The following is a 26,547-nucleotide window of genomic DNA, read 5'->3' as shown; positions in this document are numbered from 1 at the left end:
GATGTTCAGAAAACTCAATGTATACGTCAGCGTGATTGCTTTTGGGTTGTTATCCGGCCTGGCCAACGCGGTCACGCTGGAAGACGTGTCGTTTTCGTCGCTACCGGGGGAGCGGCTTGAAGTCACACTGAAGTTTGATGGGGCGCCGCCGGAACCATCCGGGTATACCATAGAGCGTCCCGCTCGAATTGCAGTTGACCTGCGGGACACAACCAGCGGCCTTAATAGCCGAAGCGTGCCTCTTGGTTCGGGCAACGCCCAGAGCATGACAGTTGTGGAAACCAAGGATCGGACGCGGTTGATTTTTAACCTGGTAGAGCTTGTGCCCTATGAGACGGTTCGTGCGGGGAATTCTCTGGTCATGACGATCGGCGGACAGGCCCAAGTCGGCATGGTAGCAAGCTCGTCCACCAGTGAGCCTCGAAGCAGCTCGACGGCGGAAGCAATGTCTTCTGACTCTCTGGCCGGGGTGGACTTTCGTCGTGGCAAGGATGGTGAAGGCCGTGTTCTGGTTGACCTGGGCAGCTCCAGCACGCCAGTGGGCCTGACTGAGCGTGCCGGCAAGATCCGTCTGACGATGGATGGTATTAACGTTCCTGCGGACCTTCGGCGCCGACTCGACGTCACAGACTTCGCAACACCCGTTACCCGTATTGATACCTTTGTAGAAGGTGGCAATGCTGTGGTCGAGATTACCCCAGAGGGAAATTACGACTACATTGCATACCAGTCTGGCAGCCAGTTCACCGTGAGTGTTGAGGAGCTTAGCCAGGAAGAGGCGGAATCTCGTCGGGAAGAGAAGTTCCCGTATACCGGTGACAAGCTGTCCCTTAACTTTCAGGATATTGAGGTTCGCTCGGTCCTTCAGTTGATTGCCGATTTCACCGGATTGAACCTGGTGGCAAGTGATACTGTAGGCGGTAGCATTACCCTGCGCCTTCAGAACGTACCCTGGGACCAAGCGCTGGATCTGATCCTCAAAACCAAAGGGCTTGATAAGCGTCAGATTGGTAATGTGTTGCTGGTAGCTCCTGCGGACGAGATTGCTGCACGGGAGAAGTTGGAGCTCGAAACCAGCAAGCAAATTGCAGAACTTGCGCCTGTTCGTTTGGACATCGTTCAGGTGAACTATGCCAAGGCCGCGGACATTGTCGCCTTGATCAAGGAAGACGAAGAGCTGATTTCAGATCGCGGCTTTGTATCCTCGGACGTCAGGACGAACACGATCAGTGTTCGGGAGACAGCGGAAAAACTTGAGGAAATTCGCAGGCTGGTATCGACTTGGGATGTTCCCGTGCGCCAAGTGTCTATTGAAGCGCGTATTGTTCGGGCCCAGACTAATGTGGCCGAAAACCTCGGTGTTCGCTGGGGAGGCGCTGCGTACGATGTGAGTGGGGATAACGTGTTTACTGTTGGTGGTTCTCAAAGTGCAGTAGAAGAAGCTCGGCAGGCTGCCAGCGGAAACAACAACACGATAACATTCCCTGGGGCACTTGCGGTGGATCTCGGTGTGAGTGGCGAAGGTACGTCTTCCTTTGCGATAGGATGGGGCAGCGATAACTTCCTGGTTGATCTGGAGTTGTCCGCATTGGAAAGTGATGGTCAGGCGGAAGTGGTATCTCAGCCAAGAGTGGTTACGGCTGACCGTCAAACAGCTTCCATAAAATCGGGTGAAGAAATTCCTTATCAGGAGGCTACCTCGAGTGGGGCGACCAACATCGAGTTCAAGGAAGCCGTTCTTTCATTGGAGGTAACGCCCCAGATCACGCCAGACGACAAGATCATTATGGATCTCGTGGTAAATCAGGATTCAAGAGGCGAAGTGACGGCTGGTATTCCGTCCATCAATACGAACTCTGTTACGACACAAGTCTTGGTGGGCAATGGTGAAACAGTAGTTCTGGGAGGTATTTTCCAGTCGGAGGTCGCGACGCAGACTACCAAGACGCCCTTCCTTGGAGATATTCCTTATCTTGGTCGTATCTTTAAAAGGACAGAGCACCTTGATGAGCGCAGCGAGCTGCTGATCTTCATTACGCCGAAGATCATCAAGAACGATCTGCTTCGTTAATCGTTAAAGTTCAAAAGCCGCCGCTTAAAACCGGCGGCTTTTTTGTGCCTGAAACAGTCTCGGGGGCGGTCCTGAACTTATGCAATCCCGGGGCCTGTGATATTCTCACCCGCCTGAACAAAACTGAGCGGAAGTTATGTCTTTGCCGAAACGCGTTGTCCTGGTTGGCCCAATGGGAGCAGGGAAAAGCACGATTGGCCGGATGCTCGCCAAAGAGCTCGGCTATCGTTTTCTCGATTCTGATCGCATCATTGAAGAGCGATGCGGGGCCAATATCCCGTGGATTTTCGACGTTGAGGGGGAAGATGGCTTCCGTTTGCGGGAGACGGCCATGCTGGACGAGTTGTCGCACGAGGATCATACCGTGCTGGCAACGGGCGGCGGCGCGGTCATGCGCGAGGAAAACCATCCTATCTTGAAAAGGGATGCGACGGTGATCTATCTGAAAACCTCGATAGAGCAGCAGGTGGAGCGAACACGCAAGGACCGAAACCGGCCTTTGCTCCAGAATGATAACCCGGAGGCGGTTCTGCGGAACCTGTTCTCGATCCGGGATCCCCTGTATTCCAGTCTGGCAGACATTATCATGTTCACGGACAGGAAGAGCCCAAGGCTGGTCGTTCGCCAGTTGGTTAACCGGCTGAACCCGAAAACACCCCGTCATAAAAGGCAGGTCAGGAAGGAAGGTCGCAATCATGTCTAATCGGTATCGCGAACTCTCGGTGGAGCTCGGTGAGCGCAGCTATCCCATTTTTATCGGCCAGGACCTTCTCGGTACTCAGGATCTGTCATCCTACGTTTCCGGTGCGCAGGTCATGATCGTTACCAACGAGACGGTTGCACCGCTTTATCTTGATCGGGCGAAAGCCTGTTTTCCCGGGAAACGGGTCGATACCGTCGTGCTTCCCGATGGCGAGAAGTTCAAAGACTGGCAGACCCTCAATATGATCTTCGATGGTCTCCTTGAACAGCGGCATACCCGGAAAACCACTCTGGTTGCGCTTGGTGGAGGCGTCGTTGGTGATATGGCCGGTTTTGCCGCAGCCTGCTATCAGCGTGGTGTTCCATTCATCCAGATTCCAACCACTCTACTTTCCCAGGTAGATTCTTCTGTTGGTGGTAAAACCGGTATCAACCACCCCCTTGGCAAGAACATGATTGGTGCTTTTCATCAGCCGCAAGCCGTGTTGATAGACACCGCAAGCCTGCAGACTCTGCCTCCCCGGGAAGTGTCAGCGGGCCTCGCAGAAGTAATCAAATATGGGCTGATTCGTGATGACGGCTTTCTTGCCTGGCTTGAAGATCACATGGATTCTCTGGTCAGCCTTGATCCGGAGGCACTGGCAGAAGCTATCTTCCGCTCCTGTGCTTGCAAGGCCGAGGTTGTAGCTCTGGACGAGCGCGAAGGAGGTCTGAGGGCGATACTGAACCTTGGTCACACCTTCGGACATGCGATAGAGACCTTTGCAGGCTACGGCAACTGGCTCCACGGAGAGGCGGTAGGCACGGGCATGCTCATGGCCGCCGAACTGTCTACGCTTGAAGGTATGATCAGCCGTGAGGATTGCGTCCGGATTAACCGACTTATCCTGCGGGCCGGATTGCCGGATAAACCTCCGGTCGGAATGACCGCAGACGACTTTATGAGCTTGATGGCTGTTGACAAGAAAAACGTGGATGGCCTGCTCAGGCTCGTCCTGCTTCGTTCAATTGGCGATGCAGTCGTCACATCCCAGGCAAAGCCTGAAAACCTGGCACTCACGTTTGCCCGTTTTTGCAGTTCTACATGATGTCGGCCCGAAGGCTTCAATGATTTGGTAACGGACCAGCGACCAAGGAAGACCCGTGACTGAAGAAAGCTTGAACAGTCTTGATGGCGGCGGCCTTTTCCCCAGGCTACAACAACGCTACAGCCTCCGTGCCAACCCCCTGGAGATGGAAACACCGTTTTTCCCGGACGCCATGCGTCATCACGCCCTGGAGGCATTGCGCCATCTTTGCGGCTTTGGTGATATGGCTCTGCTGTTGACCGGTGCTGCGGGTGCGGGCAAAACCCGGATATTGGCGGAGCTGGTCCGCAGCGAGTCGTCCAGGCTTGATTTTCACCGGATACCGGCTGCAGCGTTGACCAGCGCCCAGGCGCTTGCCCGGGACCTGAAAGCCGTCGCCCGCTCCAGTCTCGGCCAGGAAGACAGCCCGCGAGACCTGGTTTATCAGTTCTTCAGATGGTCGGAGTCCAGGGTTCGCAAGGGGCAGCGCATGGTCCTTTTGATTGACGATGCGGATAGAGCGCCGACGGAGTTGCTCAGACTGATTTTGTCTGCTTATCTGGCTTCAGAACGCGGGTCTTCTGCGGTTCCGGTGTTTGCCGGTACCGATAACCTGGTGCAGATGCTGGGCCTGGATAATTCAAGCACCAGCGTGCACCAGATTCATCTCCGCCCGCTGACAAAAGACGAAATTGTGGCTTACCTTGAGCCAAGAGTTCATGCAGCTGGTGGTAAGACAGCCGAGCTTCTCAGTCCGGCGCGGGTTTCTAAAATTCATGCCTTGAGCCAGGGTAGTTTTTCGAGGCTTAAGCGGGTAACGCCAGGCGTCTGGTTGGATATGGTATCAGCGCCAAGCAGTGCTCGCTCTCGGGCATTGCCCTGGAAAAACCTTCTCTGGCCGGGGTTCGCTCTGGTTCTGCTCGCGGGCTCGTGGTGGTTCGTGTCGCGTCAGTACGATGAGTCAGTTGCGGTGGAGGTCGTGAAGGCGCCGGAGCCGGTGCGAAAGAGCATTACCATTGGCCCGGAAACGGCGGAATCCGAGCCCGTCTCCGATGAGCCACTCGTGGCGGCGGAGCCCCTGTTGACAGGGCCGGTAACCGAGCCCGACCCTGTACAGCCAGAGCCAGAGCCAGAGCCAGAGCCAGAGCCAGAGCCAGAGCCAGAGCCAGAGCCAGAGCCAGAGCCAGAGCCAGAGCCAGAGCCAGAGCCAGAGCCAGAGCCAGAGCCAGAGCCAGAGCCAGAGCCAGAGCCAGAGCCAGAGCCAGAGCCAGAGCCAGAGCCAGAGCCAGAGCCAGAGCCAGAGCCAGAGCCAGAGCCAGAGCCAGAAGCCGCGCCGGAGTTCATACCTGCCGATCCGCAGTATTTTGCAGCCATCGATAGAATTCGGGCGCGAGGAGGCTGGACCATACAGCTGGTTGCCGGCAACCTGGAGCAGACCGCATTAAATGTCATATCCCGCTATTCAGAGCTTGGTGATCTGGTGTATACCCGAGGGGAAAGGCAGGGCCAGCCATGGTTTATGGTATTCTATGGTGAATTCCCTACCCGGGAGGCGGCGAACGCCGCAGCATCTGGTTTGCCGGAAGAGCTGGCTTCCCGGTCGCCCTGGGTGCGTCCAGTCGACAATTTATAGCGCCGTTATTTTCGGCGCTAACTTGTTGTTCCGTAACCTTGTCGATTGGTAATTCCGGTTTCGGCTTCCCACAATAACTTCACGCCGATTTGAGTACGTATTTCTACGTGTGTAAAATAGCCAGCCCCCATTTTCAGTGTCAAAGGGTGGTTGTATGGCTGTGCGCCAATTAACTCTTTGATTGAAAAGCATTTCTACGTGAGAGAACGCTTATGATGACAGGTTTGTATCATCCCGATGAATTCAGGGACAACTGTGGATTCGGTCTGATTGCCCACATGAAGGGCGAGGCCAGTCATAAGTTGTTGCAAACTGCCATCGAGTCTCTGACCTGCATGACCCACCGAGGTGGTATCGCTGCAGACGGAAAGACCGGCGATGGTTGTGGCCTGCTGATCCAGAGCCCGGATGGCTTTCTGAAGAAAGCTGCCAAGGCGGCGTTTGGCAAGGAGCCAGGCGACCTTTTTGCTGTGGGCCAGGTGTTCCTTAACCCCGACGAGAACAAGGCTGCCGCCGGTCGTTCAGCGATTGAAAAACGGCTGACCGAACAGGGTCTGGAAATCCTTGGCTGGCGTGAAGTGCCGGTGGATGACAGCTGCCTGGGCCCGATGGCGCTGGATTGCCTGCCCCGTATTGAGCAGGTTTTCGTGGTGCCAGCCGGCAAGGAAGAGCGTGACTTTGCAATCAGTCTGTTCGTAGGTCGCCGGCATGCTGAAAGCGACATGGCCGAAGATCCGGAATTCTATATCTGTAGCCTGTCTCACCGTACTCTGGCCTATAAGGGCCTCATGATGCCGGCGGACCTGGCCAACTTCTACAAGGATCTCGGCGATCCGGATCTTGAGACTGCTATCTGTGTATTCCACCAGCGGTTCTCCACTAACACCATGCCCCGGTGGCCGCTGGCACAGCCGTTCCGGTATCTGGCTCATAATGGTGAGATCAACACCATCGACGGCAACCGCAACTGGGCCATCGCCCGGGCCGCCAAGTTCAGCTCCCCGGAACTGCCCGATCTGCAGACCCTTCAGCCACTGGTCAATCTCACTGGTTCCGACTCCTCAAGCATGGACAACATGCTGGAAGTCCTGCTTGCCGGTGGTGTAGACCTTTTCCGTGCCGTTCGCATGATGATTCCGCCGGCCTGGCAGAATGTCGATAGCATGGACTCCGAGTTGCGGGCGTTCTATGAGTACAACTCCATGCACATGGAGCCCTGGGATGGTCCTGCAGGTCTGGTGATGTCGGACGGTCGTTATGCGGTCTGCATGCTCGACCGAAACGGGCTGCGTCCCGCCCGGTGGGTTATCACCAAAGATGACTTCATCACGCTGGCTTCAGAGATCGGAACCTACGGGTACCAGCCCGACGACGTGGTTGCCAAAGGCCGTGTCGGGCCGGGGCAGATGCTGGCTATCGACACCGAATCCGGTGAAGTCCTGCATACCAAAGACATTGACCAGCGCCTGAAGACCGCGCAGCCCTACAAGCGTTGGCTGCGCGAGAACGCCTTGCGCGTGGAAACCACGCTGAACCAGGACACACCTGACTTCAGGCTGATGGACTCCGACGAGCTTCTGGTGCATCAAAAAATGTTCATGGTCTCCTTCGAAGAGCGTGACCAGGTCTTGCGTCCGCTGGCAGAAAACGGCCAGGAAGCGGTTGGGTCCATGGGTGACGATACCCCGATGGCCGTGCTCTCCAGCAAAGTGCGCCACGTAGCGGATTATTTCCGACAGAAGTTCGCCCAGGTGACCAACCCGGCGATCGACCCCCTGCGTGAGGCGATCGTTATGTCCCTGGAGACCTGTCTGGGTGCCGAGCGTAACGTGTTCGAGGAAACCGCCGATCATGCGGATCGAATCATCCTGACCACGCCGGTACTTTCACCGGCCAAGTTCCTGAAGATCGCCAACAACGAGCGTCCCGGGTTCGAGGTGGCGCGGATCTCCATGAGCTACCGCCCAGAGCAGGGTCTGGAGCAGGCGATTCGCCAGGTTTGTGAGGAGGCTGAACAGGCTGTCCGAGATGGTAAGGTGCTTCTGATCCTCACAGACAAGGATTTGAAGGAAGGAGAGCTGCCGGTCAACGCCCTTATGGCAACCGGTGCCGTTCACCATCACCTGGTCCAGAAGGGCCTGCGCTGCGATTCCAACATCATTGTTGAAACCGGTTGGGCTCGTGATCCCCACCATTTTGCGGTGCTTTTCGGTTTTGGTGCGACAGCGGTGTATCCGTACCTCGCTTACCAGGTCCTGAACGATCTGATCCGCACCGGCGAATTGCTGATGGATCCGATTGACGCCAAGAACAACTACCGGAAGGGCATCAACAAGGGGCTGCTGAAGATCCTCTCCAAAATGGGGATCTCGACCATCACCTCCTACCGGGGCGCCCAGCTGTTCGAGGCGATCGGGCTGGCTGACGAGGTCGTTGACCTGTGTTTCAAAGGTGTGCCCAGCCGGATCCAGGGGGCTGGCTTCTATGACTTCCAGCAGGATCAGGAGCAACTTGCTTCCGTGGCCTGGAAGCCGCGCAAGCCGATTGTCCAGGGTGGCTTGCTGAAGTACGTCCACGGCCAGGAGTACCACGCTTTCAACCCGGATGTCGTCGGCAAGCTGCAAGAAGCAGTAACCAGTGGCGACTACGGCCACTACAAGGAATACGCCGGTCTGGTCAATGAACGGCCGGTGGCAACCCTGCGTGATCTCCTTGGCTTCCGCAAGGACCTCAAACCGATTGATCTCTCGGAAGTTGAGCCGGTCGAGAATATTTTCCCGCGCTTCGATTCCGCGGCCATGTCGCTGGGTGCGCTGTCACCAGAGGCCCACGAGGCTCTGGCCGTCGCCATGAACACACTGGGTGGTCGCTCAAACTCTGGCGAGGGCGGTGAAGATCCTGCCCGCTATGGCACCGAGAAGCGGTCAAAGATCAAGCAGGTGGCTTCCGGACGTTTTGGCGTGACGGCTGAGTATCTGCGTAGCGCTGATGTCATGCAGATCAAGGTGGCTCAGGGCGCGAAGCCTGGTGAGGGTGGCCAGCTGCCCGGTGGCAAGGTCAATGATCTGATTGCACGTTTGCGTTATTCCGTGCCCGGCGTGACCTTGATTTCGCCGCCGCCGCATCACGATATCTACTCTATCGAGGATCTGGCCCAGCTGATTTTTGATCTCAAGCAGGTCAATCCCCAGGCCCTGGTGTCAGTGAAGCTGGTTTCCGAGCCGGGTGTGGGTACTATCGCAGCTGGTGTTGCCAAGGCCTACGCCGACCTGATCACCGTCTCCGGTTACGATGGCGGCACGGCGGCAAGCCCGCTGACGTCCATCCGCTACGCTGGCTCTCCCTGGGAGCTCGGTTTGACAGAAACCCAACAGGCCCTGCGGGCCAACGATCTGCGTGGCAAGATTCGCCTGCAGACCGATGGCGGTATCAAGACCGGTCTGGATGTGGTGAAAGGTGCGATCCTGGGTGCGGAGAGTTTTGGTTTCGGTACCACACCGATGGTGGCTCTGGGCTGTAAATACCTCCGAATCTGCCACCTGAACAACTGCGCGACCGGTGTGGCTACCCAGAATGATCACCTCCGTGAAGAGCACTTCAAAGGCACGGTGGAAATGGCCATGAACTTCTTCCGTTTCGTGGCTGAAGAAACCCGTGAGTGGATGTCGAAGCTGGGCGTGCGCAGTCTGGAAGAACTGGTTGGTCGCGTTGATCTTCTGGAGCGCCTGCCGGGCGATACCGAGCGCCAGAAGAAGCTGGATCTCAGTCGCCTTCTGTCTAATGACCATATTCCGGCGGACAAGCCTCAGACCTGCCAGGTGGAGCGGAACCATCCGTTCGACGAAGGCAAGCTGGCGGAACAGATGGTTCAGGATACCGCTGCAGCCATCAAGGAAAAGAGTGGTGGCGCCTGGTCCTACCGGGTCACCAACTGTGACCGCTCCATCGGTGCCCGTTTGTCTGGCGAAATCGCTCAGCTGCATGGCAATCAGGGCATGGTCGATGCGCCCATTACCCTGGATCTAACCGGTACCGCGGGCCAGAGTTTTGGTGTGTGGAACGTGGGCGGTCTCAACCTGATCCTGGAAGGTGATGCCAACGATTACGTGGGCAAGGGTATGACCGGCGGCAAGCTGGTCGTGAAGCCGCCCCGCGGTAGCGCGTTCAAGACCCAGGAAACCTCCATCGTCGGTAACACCTGCCTGTATGGGGCAACTGGTGGCAAGCTGTTCGCAGCTGGCACCGCAGGTGAGCGTTTTGCGGTTCGTAATTCCGGCGCTCACGCGGTTGTTGAAGGCGCCGGCGATCACTGCTGTGAATACATGACCGGCGGCCTGGTGACGGTACTCGGATCAACCGGGCACAACTTCGGTGCGGGGATGACCGGTGGCTTTGCCTACGTCATGGATCTCAACAATACCTTCGTGGACAAGTACAACCACGAGTTGGTCGAGATCCAACGCATTTCCAGTGAAGACATGGAGTCCTACCGCAATCATCTGCGTGGTGTGATTCGGGAGCACATTTCCGAGACCGGCAGTGAGTGGGCTGAGCACATTCTTGAGAATTTCGACGACTACATCGGCCGCTTCTGGCTGGTGAAACCCAAGGCTGCCAACCTGCGCAGTCTACTGGCCAGCACCCGGGCGCGCCCGGAATAAGAAGCTGAGAGGGTTCGGGGCGGGTGGCCTGGCTGCCGCCCTTGTCGAAATTGAGTTGATGAGAGCATCCAGATGAAAGAACGACTGAGTAACGACTTCCAGTTTGTTGAAGTAGGGCGGGTCGACCCCAAGAAGGTCCCGGCCAAGAAGCGGAAGAAAGAATTTGGCGAAATCTACCACCCCTTCACCGCAGATAGTGCGGCGTCCCAGTCTCACCGTTGTCTTGAGTGTGGTAACCCCTATTGCGAGTGGAAGTGCCCGGTACACAATTACATCCCGAACTGGCTCAAGCTGGTTTCCGAAGGCAATATCATGCGGGCCGTCGAATTGTGTCATCAGACCAACTCCCTTCCAGAGGTCTGCGGTCGAGTGTGTCCGCAGGATCGTCTCTGTGAGGGTGCCTGTACGCTGAACGACGGCTATGGTGCGGTTACCATCGGCTCTGTCGAGAAATACATCACCGACACCGCCTTTGCCCTGGGCTGGAAACCGGATATGTCCGCAGTGAAGTGGACAGACAAGAAGGTTGCCGTCATTGGTGCAGGCCCTGCCGGTTTGGGATGCGCAGACGTGCTGGTTCGCAATGGCGTCAAGCCGGTTGTCTTCGATATCTATCCGGAGATCGGCGGTCTGCTGACCTTCGGTATTCCAGAGTTCAAGCTGGAAAAATCCGTCATGACCCGCCGCCGCAAGGTGTTCGAGGAGATGGGCGTGGAATTCCGCCTATCCACCGAGGTTGGCAAGGACGTTCAACTGCAGGACATCATCGACGAATACGACGCAGTCTTCATGGGCATGGGCACCTACACTTACATGAAGGGTGGCTTCCCGGGTGAGAACCTGCCGGGCGTTTACGATGCACTGCCGTTCCTGGTTTCCAACGTTAACCGCCGCCTTGGCTTTGAGAAAGACGAAGCCGATTTCATCGACATGAAAGGTAAGCGGGTTGTTGTTCTCGGCGGTGGTGACACGGCTATGGACTGTAACCGCACCTCAATCCGTCAACAGGCCGAGAGCGTCACCTGTGCCTACCGCCGGGACGAAGCCAATATGCCGGGTTCCCGCCGTGAAGTGGCCAATGCCAAGGAAGAGGGCGTCAAGTTCCTCTTCAATCGTCAGCCCATCGCCATTATTGGTGAAGACCGGGTTGAGGGTGTGAAGGTGGTTCAGACTCGCCTGGGCGATCCTGATGAAAATGGTCGTCGCCGTCCGGAAGTAGTCCCGGGTAGTGAGGAGGTTATTCCTGCTGACGCGGTTCTGGTCGCCTTCGGTTTCCGCCCGAGCCCGGCCGACTGGTTCGATGAGCTGAAGGTGAATACCGACGATTCGGGCCGGGTAACCGCGCCGGAAGAGTCCGAGTTCATGTTCCAGACCAGCAACGAGAAAATCTTTGCCGGCGGGGACATGGTCCGCGGTTCGGATCTGGTCGTAACCGCTATCTGGGAAGGCCGTCAGGCTGCCGAAGGTATTATGGATTACCTGGATATCTGATTGCAGGATTGATCCTGATCAGAAGGGCGGTTTCCTAAGGAAAACCGCCCTTTTTTATTCCCGCAAACCGGGTATTATGGCCTCCATCCAATTTTCCCCTTTGTACAGAACACGCTGGATTTTCTATGACCGAGCTGAAGAATGATCGTTTCCTGCGCGCCCTGATGCGCCAGCCCGTGGACCGCACACCGGTCTGGATGATGCGTCAGGCCGGGCGATACCTGCCGGAGTACCGTGCGACCAGGGCCAAGGCGGGGGATTTTCTCAGCTTGTGCAAGAACACTCCGCTGGCCTGCGAAGTCACACTTCAGCCCCTGGAGCGCTTCCCACTGGATGCGGCCATCCTGTTTTCAGACATCCTGACCATTCCGGATGCATTGGGTCTGGGCCTGTACTTCGAAACCGGCGAAGGCCCGAAATTCCGGAATACGATCCGCTCGGAGGCCGATGTGGCAGCTTTGCCCAAAATTAACGCCGAGGTGGATCTGGACTATGTTATGAGCGCGGTTTCCACCATCCGCGGAGCCCTGAACGGCAGCGTTCCCCTGATCGGCTTCTCCGGCAGCCCCTGGACCCTGGCGACTTACATGATTGAGGGTGGCTCCTCCAAGGATTTCCGGGAGGCCAAGAAGCTCATGTACGGCCAGCCGGAGGTTATGCACCGCTTGCTGGACCATCTGGCGGATTCGGTTATTGATTACCTCAACGGCCAGATCAAGGCTGGTGCCCAGGCTGTCCAGATTTTCGATACCTGGGGTGGCGTTTTGAGCAGCTGGGCCTATGAGGAATTCTCGCTTCGCTATATGAAGAAGATCGTCGACGGCCTGATTCGCGAGAACGATGGTCGCAGGGTGCCGGTGATTCTGTTCACCAAGAACGGCGGTCAGTGGCTGGAATCTATCGCCGATTCCGGTGCCGATGCCGTCGGCCTCGACTGGACCACGGATATTGGCAATGCCCGCGCCCGCATTGGTGACCGGGTGGCCCTTCAGGGCAATATGGATCCGGCAATGCTGTATGCGCCACCTGAGCGGATTCGCCAGGAAGTGGCCGATATCCTCCGGCGCTTTGGTTCCGGTACTGGCCATATCTTCAATCTTGGCCACGGGATTACGCCGGATGTCGATCCGGAGCATGCCAAGGCGTTCATCGAGGCCGTGGTGGAACTCAGCCCCGAGTATCATCGCTGAGTATTAGAGTTCGTTTTTTCCAGCCTGCTGATCATGTTGGCTGGGCCGTGATGGGGCCCTTTCCAAAAACCGCTACGAGCACCCCTCCGGGGTCCAGCCAGCAATCACAGATTGCTGTCGTTCGGCTGTCGCATGAAGCTTCGCTTCATAAACGCTCGGCCTCACCCATGTGCGCTTGTCCTCGGCCACCCTTGGCCTCCGACATTTTTGGAAAGGGCCCCACCACGGCCCGAGTCTTACCTCAGAGATATATCCTTTCGAGAGTCCCGTGGGTCTGATTAGGCGCGCAATGCGCACCGCCATCCGACAACCGAAGCTCCCTCAAAAACTCCTCTGGATGCAATCTCCTGTCCGGTCTATAGTCAGGTAAAACAAGACCGGTTAACAGGAGTAACCCGTTGCCCGCTAAAACCCCCGAAAAACGCAGGTTCCACCGAATCGAATTCGATGCGCCCTGTGAACTCCACTGCCAGGAATCCGTCTGGACGACGGAGGTGCTGGATATTTCGCTAAAAGGTGTTCTGGTCAAGCGGCCGGAGGGTTGGCAGGTCCCGTTAAAGCAGCCCTGTGAGGTGATTGTACATTTGGACGACCATGAGGCTGGTATTGTCATGGCCGTTGAGTTGAGGCACGTGGAACCGCACCGGCTGGGCTTCAAATGTCAGTACATTGATCTTGATAGCGCCACCCACCTTAAACGCCTAGTGGAACTGAACCTGGGCGACCAAGCGCTGTTGGAAAGAGAGTTTGCACATCTGATTGATTAAAGCCGTTTGACGTCCGAGTCTTGCAACTTCGTTTGCAGGACAGTCTGTTATCGGTGTTTCCAAAAATGTCGGAGGCCAAGGATGGCCGAGGACAAGCGCACATGGATGTGCTCGTAGCGGTTTTTGGAAATACCGATAACAGACTGGCCGTCGACTCCAGAAAACTCAGGCTTAGAGTTCTTCGAGGGCAGTAAGCGCATCACTCAGTTTGGTAACGGGAATCACCTTCATGCCATCGATGGCCTTCCTTGGTGCATTGGATTTCGGCACTAGTGCCCGGGTAAAGCCGTGCTTCGCAGCTTCGTAGATTCGTTCCTGGCCGCTAGGTACCGGGCGGATCTCGCCAGACAGGCCGACTTCGCCGAAGATGACCAGGTCCTGGGGCAGGGCGCGGTCTCGGAAGGAGGAGACGATGGCGGCCAGCAGTGCCAGGTCGGCACTGGTTTCGTTGACCTTTACGCCGCCAACCACGTTTACGAACACGTCCTGATCGGACACGTGCATGCCTCCATGGCGGTGCAGTACGGCCAGAAGCATGGCCAGCCGGTTCTGGTCCAGGCCAACGGCAACACGCCGTGGGTAGCCGCCCTGGGCCATATCCACGAGGGCCTGGATTTCCACCAGCATGGGGCGGGTGCCTTCCCAGACCACCATCACCACGCTCCCTGGAGCCGCGTCTTCGCCGCGGTTCAGGAAGATTGCGCTGGGGTTCTTAACTTCTTTGAGTCCCTGCTCCAGCATGGCAAATACGCCCAGCTCATTGACCGCACCAAACCGGTTCTTGATCCCGCGGAGGGTTCGATAACGGCTGTCGCTGGAGCCTTCCAGCAGGATCGAGCAGTCGATCATATGTTCCAGGACTTTCGGGCCTGCCAGGCTGCCGTCTTTGGTGACATGGCCGACCAGGAACAGGATGGTGCCAGTCTGCTTGGCGAAGCGGGTCAGGTAGGCAGCGCTTTCCCGTACCTGGGAAACACTGCCGGGGGCGGACTCGATATCCGCCATGTGCATCACCTGAATACTGTCTACCACAAGAATCCGGGGCTTTTCTGCCTCGGCCACCTGCATGACGCGCTCGACGCTGGTTTCGGACAGCATCTTCAGGTCTTTGGTGGGCAACCCCAGGCGTTTGGCGCGCATGGCGACCTGTTGCAGGGATTCCTCACCAGTCACATACAAGGCGGGGACCGTTGCGGCCAGATGGCAGACCGCCTGGAGTAGAAGGGTGCTCTTGCCTGCACCTGGATGGCCGCCCATCAGAACAGCTGAGCCCTCCACGAGCCCGCCGCCCAGAACCCGATCGAACTCCTGCATGCCGGAGCTGATACGGGGCTGCTCGGCCAGGCTGACGTCGTCCAGGCTCTGAACCTCCGAAAGGCTGCCGGCGAATCCCTCAAAGCGGGCGCCGCGGGCGCCTTTGGCATTGCTGCTGACGCCGCGAACTTCGCTGATGGTGTTCCAGGCCTGGCAGGCTGTGCACTGGCCCTGCCACTTGGAATAGTCTGCACCGCATTCGGTGCAGACGTAGGCGGTTTTGGTTTTCGCCATCAGGCCAGCTTCTTGTACTTCATGCGCTGCGGCTGCATCGCCGAATCACCCTTGCGCTTCTTGAAGTCTTCATCGTACTCGGTGAAGTTGCCTTCGAAGTACACCACCTCGCCATCATCCTCGAACGCCAGGATGTGGCTGGCTACACGGTCGAGGAACCAGCGGTCGTGCGAGATAACCAGGGCAGAACCCGGGAAATTCAGCAGGGCTTCTTCCAGGGCCCGGAGGGTTTCCACGTCCAGATCGTTGGTCGGCTCGTCCAGCAGCAGCACGTTGCCGCCCTGTTTCAGAAGCTTGGCCAGGTGCAGACGGTTGCGCTCACCGCCGGACAGATCGCCAACCCGCTTCTGCTGGTCGCTGCCCTTGAAGTTGAAGCGGCCAACGTAGGCTCGCGAAGGCGTTTCGTAGTTGCCGACCTTGATGATGTCGTTGCCGTCGGAAAGTTCCTCCCAGACGGTTTTGCTGCCGTCCAGATCGCGCATCTGGTCCACGTAGGCCAGTTCCACGGTTTCGCCGACGGTGATGTCGCCAGAATCCGGTTTGTCGAAACCGGCGATCATCTTGAACAGGGTGGATTTACCAGCACCGTTGCCGCCGATGATGCCCACGATGGCACCGGGCGGTACGCTGAAGGACACGTTTTCATACAGCAGTCGGTCACCGAAGGACTTGCTGATGCCGTCCACCTCGATCACCTTGTTGCCCAGCCGTGGACCAGGCGGAATGTAGAGTTCGTTGGTTTCGTTGCGCTTCTGGAATTCCTGGGAGCTCATCTCCTCAAAGCGGGCCAGACGAGCCTTGCTCTTCGACTGGCGCCCTTTCGCGTTGCTGCGCACCCACTCCAGTTCCTGCTTGATGGCTTTCTGGTGAGAGGCTTCCTGCTTGGATTCCATCTCCAGACGCTTTTCCTTGTTCTCCAGCCACTGGCTGTAGTTGCCTTCAAACGGAATGCCATGGCCACGGTCCAGTTCCAGGATCCAGCCTGCGACGTTGTCCAGGAAGTAGCGGTCGTGGGTGATGGCGACCACGGTGCCCTCGTAGTCGTGGAGGAAGCGCTCGAGCCAGGCCACGGATTCGGCATCCAGGTGGTTGGTGGGCTCGTCCAGCAGCAGCATGTCCGGCCCCGACAAGAGCAGGCGGCACAGGGCTACCCGGCGGCGCTCACCACCGGAAAGGACGCTGACTTTCTGGTCCCATGGTGGAAGGCGCAGTGCATCAGCCGCAACTTCCATCTTGCGTTCGATATCGTGGCCGTCGGTAGCCTGGATGTAGGCTTCCAGTTCGCCCTGCTTCTTGGCCAATGCGTCGAAATCGGCGTCCGGTTCTGCATAGGCTGCATAAACCTGGTCCAGTTCGGCCAGTGCGTCATGAACGCCGGAAACCGCCTCGTCGACGATCTCCTTGACCGTTTTGTCCTCGTCCAGCTCCGGCTCCTGGGGCAGATAGCCCACGTTGATGCCGGGCTGCGGGCGGGCTTCACCGATGTAATCCTGGTCCACGCCCGCCATAATGCGGAGCAGGGTGGATTTACCGGCACCGTTGAGGCCCAGTACGCCGATCTTGGCGCCGGGGAAGAAGCTTAACGAGATGTCTTTCAGAATCTCGCGCTTAGGCGGGACTACTTTGCCCACCCGGTTCATGGTGTATACGTATTGGGCCATACTGGCGTAAACCTCTTGATATAACAGGTTCGTGAATTCGAATACTGGTGACTCGGGCGGCGGGGCTGGCCTTCCGGGATACGCTGTAAATACGTCCATGTACGCTCGGCAAAATCATCCCTGATTTTGACGATCCCGGAAGGCCAGCCCCGCCCCCCTTGATCGGAGCTCGTGTTATTGATCCGGTAAGGTAACGAAACGCACCAGTGATAGCAATTGAGCAGAAACCGGAGGTGGCCGTATGCCGGTATCTGCGGACAGTATAGAGGGTGATTTTTCACCCCTTTGTAAGATAGAATAGCGGCCCAATTTTTCAGGGGGCTGCGGAGTGCCAAAGCTCTCCGGGCCAGCCAAGCACACAGAGGCAGCGCATCCATGTTTAATCGTGAAATGAAAATCGCCGGCTTTGACGACGAACTCTGGAACGCCATGCAGGCGGAAGAGAAGCGCCAGGATGCTCACATCGAGCTGATCGCATCCGAGAACTATACCAGCCCTCGGGTGATGGAAGCCCAGGGCAGCGTGCTGACCAACAAGTACGCGGAAGGCTATCCGGGCAAGCGCTATTACGGCGGCTGCGAGTTCGTGGATATTGCCGAAGATCTGGCGATTGAGCGTGCCAAGGAGCTGTTTGGTGCTGCCTACGCTAACGTGCAGCCGCATTCCGGTTCCCAAGCCAACTCTGCTGTCTTCATGGCCCTGCTCAAGCCCGGTGACACTGTTCTTGGTATGAGCCTTGCCCACGGTGGTCACCTCACCCACGGGGCTAGCGTGAACTTTTCCGGCAAGATCTACCACGCCGTGCAGTACGGCCTGAACCCGGAAACCGGCCTGATCGATTACGACGAAGTGGAAGCGCTGGCTGTTGAGCACAAGCCGAAAATGATCATTGCCGGCTTCTCCGCGTATTCACAGGAGCTGGATTTTGCCCGTTTTCGCGAGATTGCGGACAAGGTTGGTGCCTACCTGTTTGTGGACATGGCCCACGTAGCTGGTCTTGTTGCCGCTGGCGTTTATCCGGATCCCGTTCCCCACGCTCACGTGGTTGCAACCACGACGCACAAGACTCTGCGCGGTCCCCGTGGTGGTCTGATCCTGGCCTGCGACGACGCCGATCTGCAGAAAAAACTGAACTCTGCTGTCTTCCCGGGTGGCCAGGGCGGTCCGTTGATGCACGTGATTGCCGCCAAGGCCGTGTGCTTCAAGGAAGCCATGAGCGATGAGTTCAAGGCCTACCAGCAGCAGGTTGTTAAGAACGCTTCTGCCATGGCCCAGGTTTTTGTGGATCGCGGGTACGACGTGGTTTCCGGTGGCACGAAGAATCACCTGTTCCTGGTCAGCCTGATCAAGCAGGACATTACCGGTAAAGATGCTGATGCGGCGCTGGGTCGTGCTCACATTACCGTGAACAAGAACGCGGTTCCCAATGATCCCCGGTCACCGTTCGTCACTTCCGGTCTGCGTATTGGCACCCCGGCGATCACAACCCGCGGATTCGGTGAGTCCGAGTGTCGTGATCTGGCCGGCTGGATCTGCGATATCCTCGATAACCTGGACGACGAGGCGGTCAACAGCCGTGTTCGCGAGCAGGTCGGTGCGCTTTGCGCCCGTTTCCCCGTCTACGGCTGATCGTTTTATAGCTAGACTACAGGCATGACCCGCCGGGCCGACATGTTGGCCCGGCTTCCTCTTCGGAGTTCCTGATTATGCATTGTCCCTTCTGTGGTGAAGCAGATACCAAGGTGATCGACTCCCGGCTGGTGGCTGAGGGTGATCAGGTGCGTCGCCGCAGGGAATGCCTGTCTTGTCGGGAACGGTTTACGACCTTTGAGTCCGCCGAACTGGTGATGCCACGGGTGGTCAAGCAGGATGGCACCCGGCAGCCGTTTGATGAAGAAAAGCTGCGCGCGGGGCTGATGAAAGCGCTCGAAAAGCGGCCTGTAAGCATTGAACAGATTGATGCGGCCCTGAACCGGATCAAATACCGGTTGCGGGCGACCGGCGAGAGGGAAGTGAAATCCATGCAGCTGGGCGAGGAGGTCATGACCGAATTGCGCCAGTTGGACAAAGTTGCCTATGTCCGCTTCGCTTCGGTGTATCGCAGCTTCCAGGATATCAACGAGTTCAAGGAAGAAATCGAGAGGTTATCGGCAAGCAATGGCGAGGCTGCTGTTGATGTCGCCAAAGCACTGGCGGATAACCACGCCCCCAAAGGCAAGGCATGATCGAGAACCGCGACAGGGCCATGATGGCACGGGCTGTCCAGCTTGCCTGGCGCGGTCGGTACTCCACCCATCCTAATCCCAGAGTTGGCTGTGTCATTGCCCGGGGAGATCTGGTGCTTGGTGAGGGCTGGCATGAGCGCGCCGGAGAGGCCCATGCCGAGACTCGTGCTCTGAGTCAGGCAGGCACTGACGCCCGAGGCGCGACGGCGTACGTAACACTGGAGCCCTGCAGCCATTTCGGTCGCACGCCGCCCTGTGCCAGAGCGCTGATCGATGCCGGGATTGCTCATGTGTACGCCGCAACCAAGGATCCGAATCCGTCGGTGTCAGGTCGTGGGCTGGACATGCTCAGGGAAGCGGGTGTCCGGGTTACCGAAGGCTTGCTGGCGGAAGAAGCTGCGCGCCTGAATCCGGGGTTCATGAAGCGGATGAACACCGGGCGGCCCTGGGTGCGCCTGAAAATGGCCGCGAGCCTTGATGGTCGTACTGCGATGGCTTCCGGTGAGAGCCAGTGGATAACCGGTACAGAGGCCCGTCGCGACGTTCAGCGCTTGAGAGCGATCAGTGATGCGATTCTGACAGGTGTGGGTACGGTGCTGGCCGATGACCCGTCCCTGACAGTCCGGCGCGAAGATCTGGGGGATATTGGCGACGCGACGGAACCGTCCAGGCAGCCACTTCGGGTGATTGCAGACCGGGATGCGCGCACGCCGTGTTCGGCGAAGATCCTTCATGGCGGTAACGTGCAGGTGTTCTGTGCGTCATCAACACTGGCGACCGCGCCGGCACAGGATCTGGCGGCGCTGGGCATCAGTCTTACCGGCGTTGCCTGGAAGGACAACGGCATCGACCTAGCTGAGCTGCTGGATTCGCTAGGCGAGCTTGGTATCAACGAACTGCTGGTTGAAGCGGGGCCCACTCTGGCTGGCACATTTATCAGCGAAAACCTGGTCGATGAACTCTGGCTCTACCAGGCGCCGGTTTTCCTCGGCAGCACGGGGCGTCCGACCGCACATCTGCCGCTGGAGACCATGGCAGATAAAGTACAATGGAAAGTTCTGGACCGACGTCAGGTAGGTGAGGATCAGCGTTTGATCCTGGCCCGCCAGTAATCCATAAACTCAGGACGTTCTGCAAGCCAACACTTGCCGGAACGCCGCAAGGGTGCAAAACCATATGGCACTGAACAGCATTGAAGACATCATTGAAGATATCCGTCAGGGCAAAATGGTCATACTGATGGATGACGAGGATCGCGAGAATGAGGGCGATCTCGTGATGGCTGCTGAGCATTGCACGGCCGAGGCCATCAATTTTATGGCCCGTTTTGGGCGCGGCCTGATCTGTATGCCCATGACCCGGAACCGCTGCGAACAATTGGGTTTGCCGCTGATGGTCCAGCAGAACGCCTCCGGTTTCGGGACCAAGTTTACCCTTTCCATCGAAGCCGCAGAGGGCGTGACGACTGGTATCTCAGCGGCAGATCGGGCTCGCACGGTTCAGGCAGCGGTGGCCCGAAATGCCAAGGCCAGTGATCTGGTCCAGCCTGGCCATATTTTCCCGTTGATGTCTGATCCCGGCGGCGTGCTTAGCCGTGCGGGGCACACGGAAGCATCCTGTGACCTTGCGGCACTGGCCGGTTGCGAGCCGGCGGGTGTGATCTGCGAGATTATGAATGACGACGGCTCCATGGCCCGCCGGGAAGATCTGGAGCGGTTTGCCGAAGAGCACGATCTGAAGATCGGCACGATTGCCGACCTGATTCATTACCGCACCATGAACGAGCGCACTGTAGAGTGTGTGGAAGAGAACGACCTGGACACCGAGTACGGCGTATTCAAGCTTCGAACCTATAGAGACAACATTCAGGGAGCCACTCATCTGGCGATGTTGATGGGGGATATCTCTCCCGACGAGCCTGCGTTTGTTCGTGTTCACATCACCGATACCCTGCGGGATCTTCTGGGCGCCCGCCGCAAGGACTCCCGTAGCTGGCCTCTGCACCACGCCCTGGAGAAAGTAGCGGAGGAAGGCAAGGGTGTGGTTGTTCTCCTGAACAGCGCCGAGGACAGTTACAACCTGGAAGACCGGATACAGGAATTCTTTGATGAGGGTAAGGGTTCCTCCGGCAAGGGCAGCTCGGGCGTCTACTTCACCGTAGGCACCGGTTCCCAGATTCTCCGCGATATCGGTGTTGGAAAGATGCGTCTTTTGAGTCCGCCGATCAAATTCTCGGCGATCTCCGGTTTTGATCTGGAAGTTGTTGAGTACGTTCCCTATACCCCTGAATGAATAACCCGGTCGTGGCCTTGATGCCGCGACACGTGAAGGAGCCATCAATGGCAGATATCAGAGTAATTGAAGGTGATTTTACCGAGTGCAGCGGACGTTATGCGCTGGTCGTGGGCCGTTTTAACGGCTTTGTTGTGGAAAGCCTGGTTGAGGGTGCACTGGACACCCTGCGTCGTCACGGCATTTCCGATGCGGATGTCACCATTGTGCGTGTTCCGGGGGCTTATGAAATGCCGCTGGCCGTCAAGCGCGTTGCAGAAACCAATGATTATGATGCGATTATCGCCCTGGGTGCGGTCATCCGTGGTGGCACGCCCCATTTCGAGTACGTTGCTGGCGAGGCCTCCAGTGGGCTCGGCGCAGTCAGTCTTGATACCGATGTGCCGGTAACTTTCGGGGTGCTGACGGTGGATTCCATCGAACAGGCCATCGAGCGTTCCGGAACCAAGGCTGGTAACAAGGGTGCGGAAGCAGCGATCACTGCCCTTGAAATGGTCAGTCTGTTCAAGAAGCTGGGTGAGTAATGAGCGAAACTGAAGGTACATCACCGCAGCCGGCTGCGTCCGGCCAACCAAAAGCCGGTGATCGACGCCGTGCCAGGGCCCTTGCTATGCAGGGGCTCTATCAGCGTCATTTCAGCAAAACGGCGATTTCTGACATTGAAGCCGAGTTCATGGTCGACAATGACATGAGCAAGGTCGATCTGCTGTATTTCCGTGATCTGCTTCGCGGTGTGCATCGCGAACAGGGCGAACTGGACAAGCTGATCGAGCCTTTCCTTGATCGTCCTATCAACGAGGTTGACCCGGTGGAACTGGCGATTGTTCGTCTGGGAGCCTATGAGCTCAAGCATCGGCTTGATGTGCCCTACAAGGTGGTGATCAACGAAGGCATTGAAATGGCCAAGCGCTTCGGTGGCACCGAGGGCCATAAATTCGTCAACAGCATCCTCGACAAGCTCAGCGGCCGACTCCGCCTTGCCGAGACTCGCGCCCGCTAGGCGATGGGCGAGTTCGAGCTGATCCGGCGCTTCTTTTTGCCGCTCGGCGAGCGGCAGGAATCCGGGTCTCTGATGCTGGGGCCTGGGGATGATTGCGCGATTCAGCGGATTCCCGCTGGCCGGGATCTTGTCTTTTCCGTGGATGCTCTCGTGGAGGGTGTCCATTTTCCCCGAAATTATCGCCCGGATTACCTGGGTTGGCGTGCTCTCGCTGTCGCAGCCAGTGATCTTGCTGCCATGGGCGCCGACCCGGAGTGCTTCACGCTTGCGCTGACGCTGCCAGCCGTGGATGAGCAGTGGCTTGAAGATTTCTCTGCCGGGTTGAGACGAGCCAGCGAGGCGTTCGGTCTCCAATTGGCTGGCGGGGATACAACCTCCGGGCCGCTCACTCTGAGCCTGCAGGTGCATGGCACTGTAGAGCAGGGGGGCGGGGTCCGACGCTCAGGCGCCCGTGCGGGGGATCTGATTGCCGTGTCGGGCACCCTGGGTAACGCGGGGGCTGCCCTCGACTATCTCTCTGAACCTGCCCCTTCTGCTGACATCCTCGCAGTGCTTGAGCATTACCATAGGCCCTGGCCAAGGCTAGATCTGGCAGGGGAGGTGCGCCGGTATGCCAGCGCCGCGATTGATATCTCCGACGGTTTGTTGGCTGATCTCGGCCATATTCTTGCCGCATCGAGGGTCGGTGCCCGGATCGCGAGTGATCGAGTACCTCTTTCGGCCGCGCTCTCGCGGCTCAAAGGTAGCAAGGCCCTAAACTACGCGTTGCGTTCGGGGGACGATTACGAACTCTGCGTCTGTTTTGCCCCGGAAAGCTGGGAGTCTGCACCGGAATCACTGAAGAGCCAGCTTACCGTGATTGGGGCCGTTACTGCCGAGCCGGGCCTGTACCTCGATGGCGTTGATTGCGGTCTGGAAGCGGTGCCAGCGGGGTATGACCATTTCAGGAGTAAATCATGAGTCAGGAAGGTCAAGCTCCGGAGCCCGAGGCGCCGGCAGTGATATTGCCACCCGGTTTTTTGCGAAACCCCGTGCACCTTTTGGCCTTTGGGTTTGGCAGCGGCGCAACCGCGAGGGCACCCGGTACATGGGGGAGTCTGGCAGCCATACCACTCTGGTACGGTTTCGCCTGGTTACCGCCGGTGGGTTATTGGCTGGTGATCCTGGTTGCGTTTATCGTAGGTATCTGGCTTTGCGGAAAGACGGCCCAAGACCTGAAGGTTCATGACCATGGCGGTATTGTCTGGGATGAATTCGTCGGGATGTGGATTGCTCTGGGACTGTTTCCCGACAATATTTACGGGGTTCTGGGCGCCTTCGCTCTGTTCCGGCTCTTCGACATCGCCAAACCCTGGCCCATAAACTGGCTGGACCAGCACCTGCCGGGCGGGCTGGGAATTATGGTCGACGACGTGATCGCCGGTTTAATGGCCCTGGCCTGCCTGTGGGCAGTGGACGTGTGGCTCGTTCCCGTAATGGTCTAGCGAGCCAGCACTGACCCCGTCAGTGAAGCTGCTGCTCTTCCGGCAACAGCCGGACAACGTGCAGAAACCGCTTCAGGCCTGTCTCCGCTCGCTCCCGGGAAGCAAACGGGCCACTATCAAACCCCTCCCGGGTAGTGAAGTACCATTTGCTCCCTACGCAGAAGAATCGACTGCTGCGAAAGGGAACCGGCCCTTCTTCTCCGGTCCTGCGTTGGGTGTCCATGGCATCTCCTGTACTGCCCGCTTTTCGCTCTTGCTTTTCGGGCGCCGCGTTAATATCTGCCGATCTGTTTAAAATTAACCCAATTCAGGGCGAATTCAACATTTTTTTACAATTTTACGGGTTGCGTCTCACTCGGGATCATCAGTGAAAAATCCAGAATGCGGTGGTAAAGCCCGCCGTTGTCTTGCCCTTGTCAGATGCACTCGTCAGAATGCTAAAAAACTGGCGCCAGCCTGATGTTATATCCATCCTCATGCCAAGGAGACTTAATGAACATTTCTTATCTGATCCGTGTTTTCCAATCCACAGGACAGCGCTGTCGTCGAGGCGTAACTTGTTTGCGTGCCGGGCTGGCTGCCGTGCTCGTAGTGTCTCTGGTGGGATGTGCTTCCAGTGTCAGCGTCGTTGAAACCTGGGAAGGCAATCCTGCGGCCGCGTCTAACGCCGCTACTTTGCAAACACCCGGTGAAATCCGCGTGACCCGGGTGAACGGTCGCGTCATGACCAACTTCCTGATGGATGACCTGGCCCTAGACTATGCCTTGCTTCCAGGCGAAAACGAGGTTGTGTTTGTCTACAAGACTATCTGGGCGAAAAGCACTGTGGTCAGAAACGGGGAATCGAAAGTTCACGTGATTGAGAGCGAGCCCCAGGTTGCTCGCTTCGAGGCCGCAGCCGGTGAGACTTATCGGTTCAAGTTCGATCAGCCGGAGTCACGCCAGGAAGCTGAAGAAGAAATGCCGGAATTTTCCGCCCAGATTGTCTCTTCGGCGGGAGCAGCCGTGGCGACTTCCACCGTTTGGGATCCGAAAGAGCAGATGACAACCTCCCGTACGCCGATCCCGGCGTCTACTTCCGAGATCGCTCCTGCAAACGGCGACAATGCACTTGAACAGCTCAAATCCATTTGGGAAACAGCGAGTGACGAGGAAAAGAAGGCGTTTCTTCGTTGGGCCTTCGAATAATCGAATCCTTGCCTGAACGTTTCCGGACCTGCCTGTTCAGGCCCGGAAGCGTTTAAAGGCCTTCTTCAGAAGTCCCTCCATCGCGTTCATCGCATCATCCGCCAGGGTCTGTGTTGGCGAGGCGGCAATGGGCTCTTTGGCATCCTCGGCCCCGAGCTGTTGCATGGCCGATTCGATGGCGCTGAGGCTTTCAGCCACGTGAGCTTGCAGGGACTCCCCATGTGCCACCACGTCTGGACAGCTGGTGAAATTGAGGGTCAGTCTTCCTTCATAGCTTACCGCAACAATAACCAGTCCCATGCTGTCGAACAGCGGCGCCGTGTTGTACTGCTGAACCAGTCGTGCGCCCTGTAGGTAAAGTGGCACCTGCGGCCCCGGAACGTTGGTGATGGGGAGGTTGAATACTGGCTGGTAGCGCTGGGCAATCTGCAATTCCGAGTAAAGTCTCGCTGATAGTGCCAGCATGGTGGATGGCAGGAGCTCCGTAAGCCGATCCGCGGCAATGGCCTCCCGGTAAGGTTCGGAGGCAACCGCATTCCAGTGAATCCGTCGAATCCGGTGGGCAGGATTGGTTTCATTGGTTGCCAGATCCAGCAGCATGGCGGACATCTGGTTCCCGGTTGCCCGGCGCAAACTGTTGGAGCGCACCGAAATCGGTGTCATTGCCACCAGTGACTTTTCGGCGTTGGCGCCTTCGCTGATCAGATAGCGTTTCAGGGCTTCGGCACACAAACCCAGAACAACATCGTTCAGGGTTACATCACCGAGGAATGCTTTGATCGCTTTCAATCTGGAAAGCTCCACGCTGGCCGAAACGATCTGTCGGTTTGCTGTAATCTGGCGGTTGAAGGGGCTGTGTGGGGCCGAGAACAGCGGCAAAGGTAGCGGTAGTTTGCGCAGTTGTTTCTGGATCAGACCGCGGGCTGTGGCCTCGGCGGCGTTGAAGGCCAGAGAGGTGAATTGCAGAGGTGTTCGTATGATGTTCGCGCCGGCCTGCAGTACTACACGCTCTTCGGACGGTTCAGGTCTCGGCTGCCAGGGCCGCGGCGGAGCGATCGGGCTGGGCTGGGGGGTGTACTCAAGAAGCTTGCCGATTATTTCTTCGCCGCTGAAGGCGTCAATGGCGGCGTGATGCAGTTTGACGATCAGTGCAAAGCCTTCGCTGCCGGTGTTTTCATCGTCCAGTTTGAAGCCGTCTACGAAGGTGATGTGCCAGAGGGGGCGATCCCTCTTTAAGGGCTCTTCCAGAATCCGGGAGGCCAGGGTCATCAAGCTTGCCTTACGGCCATGTTCGCCCAGATTGACGTAGGCAAGGTGGCGTTCAATGCTGAAATCCGGGTCGTCAATCCAGTAAGGCCGGCCCAGGCGAAAGGGAATCTCTTTCAGGCGCTGACGAAATACCGGCACGACATGCAGGCGGCTTCTAAGGTAAGCGACAAAGGTACTGAAGGCCAGTGGCTTTTCCCGCTCGCTGGCATCGAAGAGATAGATGCCGCCGATGTGCATCGGTGTTGTTTCCGATTCCAGGTACAGGAAAGAGGCATCCAGTTCCGACAGTTGCCGCATC

The 26,547-nt window shown here is 57.6% G+C and carries 21 protein-coding genes; 17 read left to right on the top strand and 4 right to left on the bottom strand.

Annotated features, from left to right (window positions below; translation table 11 throughout):
• The first annotated feature begins 1 nt into the window (after nt 1).
• The 8 genes from pilQ (at nt 2) to ABNF92_RS06850 (ending at nt 13,582) form a co-directional block, all read left to right on the top strand.
• Nucleotides 2-2,071 (top strand): type IV pilus secretin PilQ, encoded by a 2,070-nt coding sequence (gene pilQ / locus ABNF92_RS06885; protein ID WP_349344067.1) that lies wholly within the window; start codon nt 2-4, stop codon nt 2,069-2,071.
• 136 nt (nt 2,072-2,207) lie between these two features.
• Nucleotides 2,208-2,774: a shikimate kinase AroK gene (gene aroK, locus ABNF92_RS06880; RefSeq protein WP_222466555.1), complete on the top strand. Its 567-nt coding sequence runs from the start codon at nt 2,208-2,210 to the stop codon at nt 2,772-2,774.
• Nucleotides 2,767-3,861: a 3-dehydroquinate synthase gene (gene aroB / locus ABNF92_RS06875; RefSeq protein ID WP_349343796.1), complete on the top strand. Its 1,095-nt coding sequence runs from the start codon at nt 2,767-2,769 to the stop codon at nt 3,859-3,861. Before aroK ends, aroB begins: the two co-directional genes overlap by 8 nt.
• Before the next feature lie 55 nt (nt 3,862-3,916).
• Complete coding sequence (locus ABNF92_RS06870) at nt 3,917-5,473, top strand: AAA family ATPase (protein WP_349343795.1); 1,557 nt, start codon at nt 3,917-3,919, stop codon at nt 5,471-5,473.
• A gap of 212 nt (nt 5,474-5,685) precedes the next feature.
• A complete protein-coding gene (gltB, locus tag ABNF92_RS06865; protein ID WP_349343794.1) occupies nt 5,686-10,134 on the top strand; it encodes a glutamate synthase large subunit in 4,449 nt (1,482 codons plus the stop codon).
• A 72-nt stretch (nt 10,135-10,206) separates the two neighbouring features.
• Nucleotides 10,207-11,625 (top strand): FAD-dependent oxidoreductase, encoded by a 1,419-nt coding sequence (locus ABNF92_RS06860; protein WP_069185158.1) that lies wholly within the window; start codon nt 10,207-10,209, stop codon nt 11,623-11,625.
• A gap of 125 nt (nt 11,626-11,750) precedes the next feature.
• Nucleotides 11,751-12,815, top strand: coding sequence for a uroporphyrinogen decarboxylase (gene hemE, locus ABNF92_RS06855; RefSeq protein ID WP_349343793.1), 1,065 nt, complete (start codon nt 11,751-11,753; stop codon nt 12,813-12,815).
• Nucleotides 12,816-13,213: 398 nt separating this feature from the next.
• Nucleotides 13,214-13,582, top strand: coding sequence for a PilZ domain-containing protein (locus ABNF92_RS06850; protein WP_069185160.1), 369 nt, complete (start codon nt 13,214-13,216; stop codon nt 13,580-13,582).
• A 171-nt stretch (nt 13,583-13,753) separates the two neighbouring features.
• Here the strand turns inward: ABNF92_RS06850 and radA are convergent, their stop codons facing one another.
• Together radA and ettA are read right to left on the bottom strand one after the other, a co-directional pair.
• Nucleotides 13,754-15,130, bottom strand: a complete 1,377-nt coding sequence (radA, locus tag ABNF92_RS06845; protein WP_069185161.1) for a DNA repair protein RadA — start codon at nt 15,128-15,130, stop codon at nt 13,754-13,756.
• Nucleotides 15,130-16,791 (bottom strand): energy-dependent translational throttle protein EttA, encoded by a 1,662-nt coding sequence (ettA, locus tag ABNF92_RS06840; RefSeq protein WP_153634760.1) that lies wholly within the window; start codon nt 16,789-16,791, stop codon nt 15,130-15,132. The genes radA and ettA overlap by 1 nt, the downstream gene beginning before the upstream one ends.
• A gap of 375 nt (nt 16,792-17,166) precedes the next feature.
• Between ettA and glyA the strand changes: the two genes are divergently transcribed.
• The 8 genes from glyA to ABNF92_RS06800 all read left to right on the top strand — a co-directional run bounded on the left by glyA (nt 17,167) and on the right by ABNF92_RS06800 (nt 23,792).
• Nucleotides 17,167-18,420, top strand: a complete 1,254-nt coding sequence (glyA, locus tag ABNF92_RS06835) for a serine hydroxymethyltransferase (RefSeq protein WP_349343792.1) — start codon at nt 17,167-17,169, stop codon at nt 18,418-18,420.
• Nucleotides 18,421-18,497: 77 nt separating this feature from the next.
• Nucleotides 18,498-19,016, top strand: coding sequence for a transcriptional regulator NrdR (gene nrdR, locus ABNF92_RS06830; RefSeq protein ID WP_008170769.1), 519 nt, complete (start codon nt 18,498-18,500; stop codon nt 19,014-19,016).
• A complete protein-coding gene (gene ribD / locus ABNF92_RS06825) occupies nt 19,013-20,128 on the top strand; it encodes a bifunctional diaminohydroxyphosphoribosylaminopyrimidine deaminase/5-amino-6-(5-phosphoribosylamino)uracil reductase RibD (RefSeq protein ID WP_153634759.1) in 1,116 nt (371 codons plus the stop codon). The genes nrdR and ribD overlap by 4 nt, the downstream gene beginning before the upstream one ends.
• A 64-nt stretch (nt 20,129-20,192) precedes the next feature.
• Nucleotides 20,193-21,308, top strand: coding sequence for a bifunctional 3,4-dihydroxy-2-butanone-4-phosphate synthase/GTP cyclohydrolase II (gene ribBA / locus ABNF92_RS06820; RefSeq protein ID WP_069185165.1), 1,116 nt, complete (start codon nt 20,193-20,195; stop codon nt 21,306-21,308).
• Between the two features lie 47 nt (nt 21,309-21,355).
• Nucleotides 21,356-21,832, top strand: coding sequence for a 6,7-dimethyl-8-ribityllumazine synthase (gene ribE, locus ABNF92_RS06815; RefSeq protein ID WP_069185166.1), 477 nt, complete (start codon nt 21,356-21,358; stop codon nt 21,830-21,832).
• Entirely contained in the window at nt 21,832-22,308 is a 477-nt protein-coding gene (gene nusB / locus ABNF92_RS06810; RefSeq protein ID WP_069185167.1) for a transcription antitermination factor NusB, read from the top strand. Before ribE ends, nusB begins: the two co-directional genes overlap by 1 nt.
• A 3-nt stretch (nt 22,309-22,311) precedes the next feature.
• A complete protein-coding gene (gene thiL, locus ABNF92_RS06805) occupies nt 22,312-23,268 on the top strand; it encodes a thiamine-phosphate kinase (RefSeq protein ID WP_222466564.1) in 957 nt (318 codons plus the stop codon).
• Nucleotides 23,265-23,792: a phosphatidylglycerophosphatase A gene (locus ABNF92_RS06800; RefSeq protein ID WP_153634757.1), complete on the top strand. Its 528-nt coding sequence runs from the start codon at nt 23,265-23,267 to the stop codon at nt 23,790-23,792. The genes thiL and ABNF92_RS06800 overlap by 4 nt, the downstream gene beginning before the upstream one ends.
• A gap of 19 nt (nt 23,793-23,811) precedes the next feature.
• Here the strand turns inward: ABNF92_RS06800 and ABNF92_RS06795 are convergent, their stop codons facing one another.
• Nucleotides 23,812-24,015 carry a DUF6316 family protein gene (locus tag ABNF92_RS06795; protein WP_069185170.1) on the bottom strand — a complete coding sequence of 68 codons (204 nt, stop codon included), beginning with the start codon at nt 24,013-24,015 and terminating at the stop codon, nt 23,812-23,814.
• Nucleotides 24,016-24,374: 359 nt separating this feature from the next.
• On the opposite strand from ABNF92_RS06795, the gene ABNF92_RS06790 reads away from it, so the two are divergent.
• Complete coding sequence (locus tag ABNF92_RS06790) at nt 24,375-24,980, top strand: DUF2057 family protein (RefSeq protein WP_228290100.1); 606 nt, start codon at nt 24,375-24,377, stop codon at nt 24,978-24,980.
• Between the two features lie 36 nt (nt 24,981-25,016).
• On the opposite strand, the gene ABNF92_RS06785 is transcribed toward ABNF92_RS06790, so the two are convergent.
• Nucleotides 25,017-26,546 carry a wax ester/triacylglycerol synthase family O-acyltransferase gene (locus tag ABNF92_RS06785; protein ID WP_069185171.1) on the bottom strand — a complete coding sequence of 510 codons (1,530 nt, stop codon included), beginning with the start codon at nt 26,544-26,546 and terminating at the stop codon, nt 25,017-25,019.
• Between the last annotated feature and the right edge of the window lies 1 nt (nt 26,547).

This window comes from Marinobacter sp. MMG032, from assembly GCF_040112695.1.
Taxonomy (GTDB): domain Bacteria; phylum Pseudomonadota; class Gammaproteobacteria; order Pseudomonadales; family Oleiphilaceae; genus Marinobacter; species Marinobacter salsuginis.
This window is presented reverse-complemented; position numbering and strand designations above follow the sequence as displayed.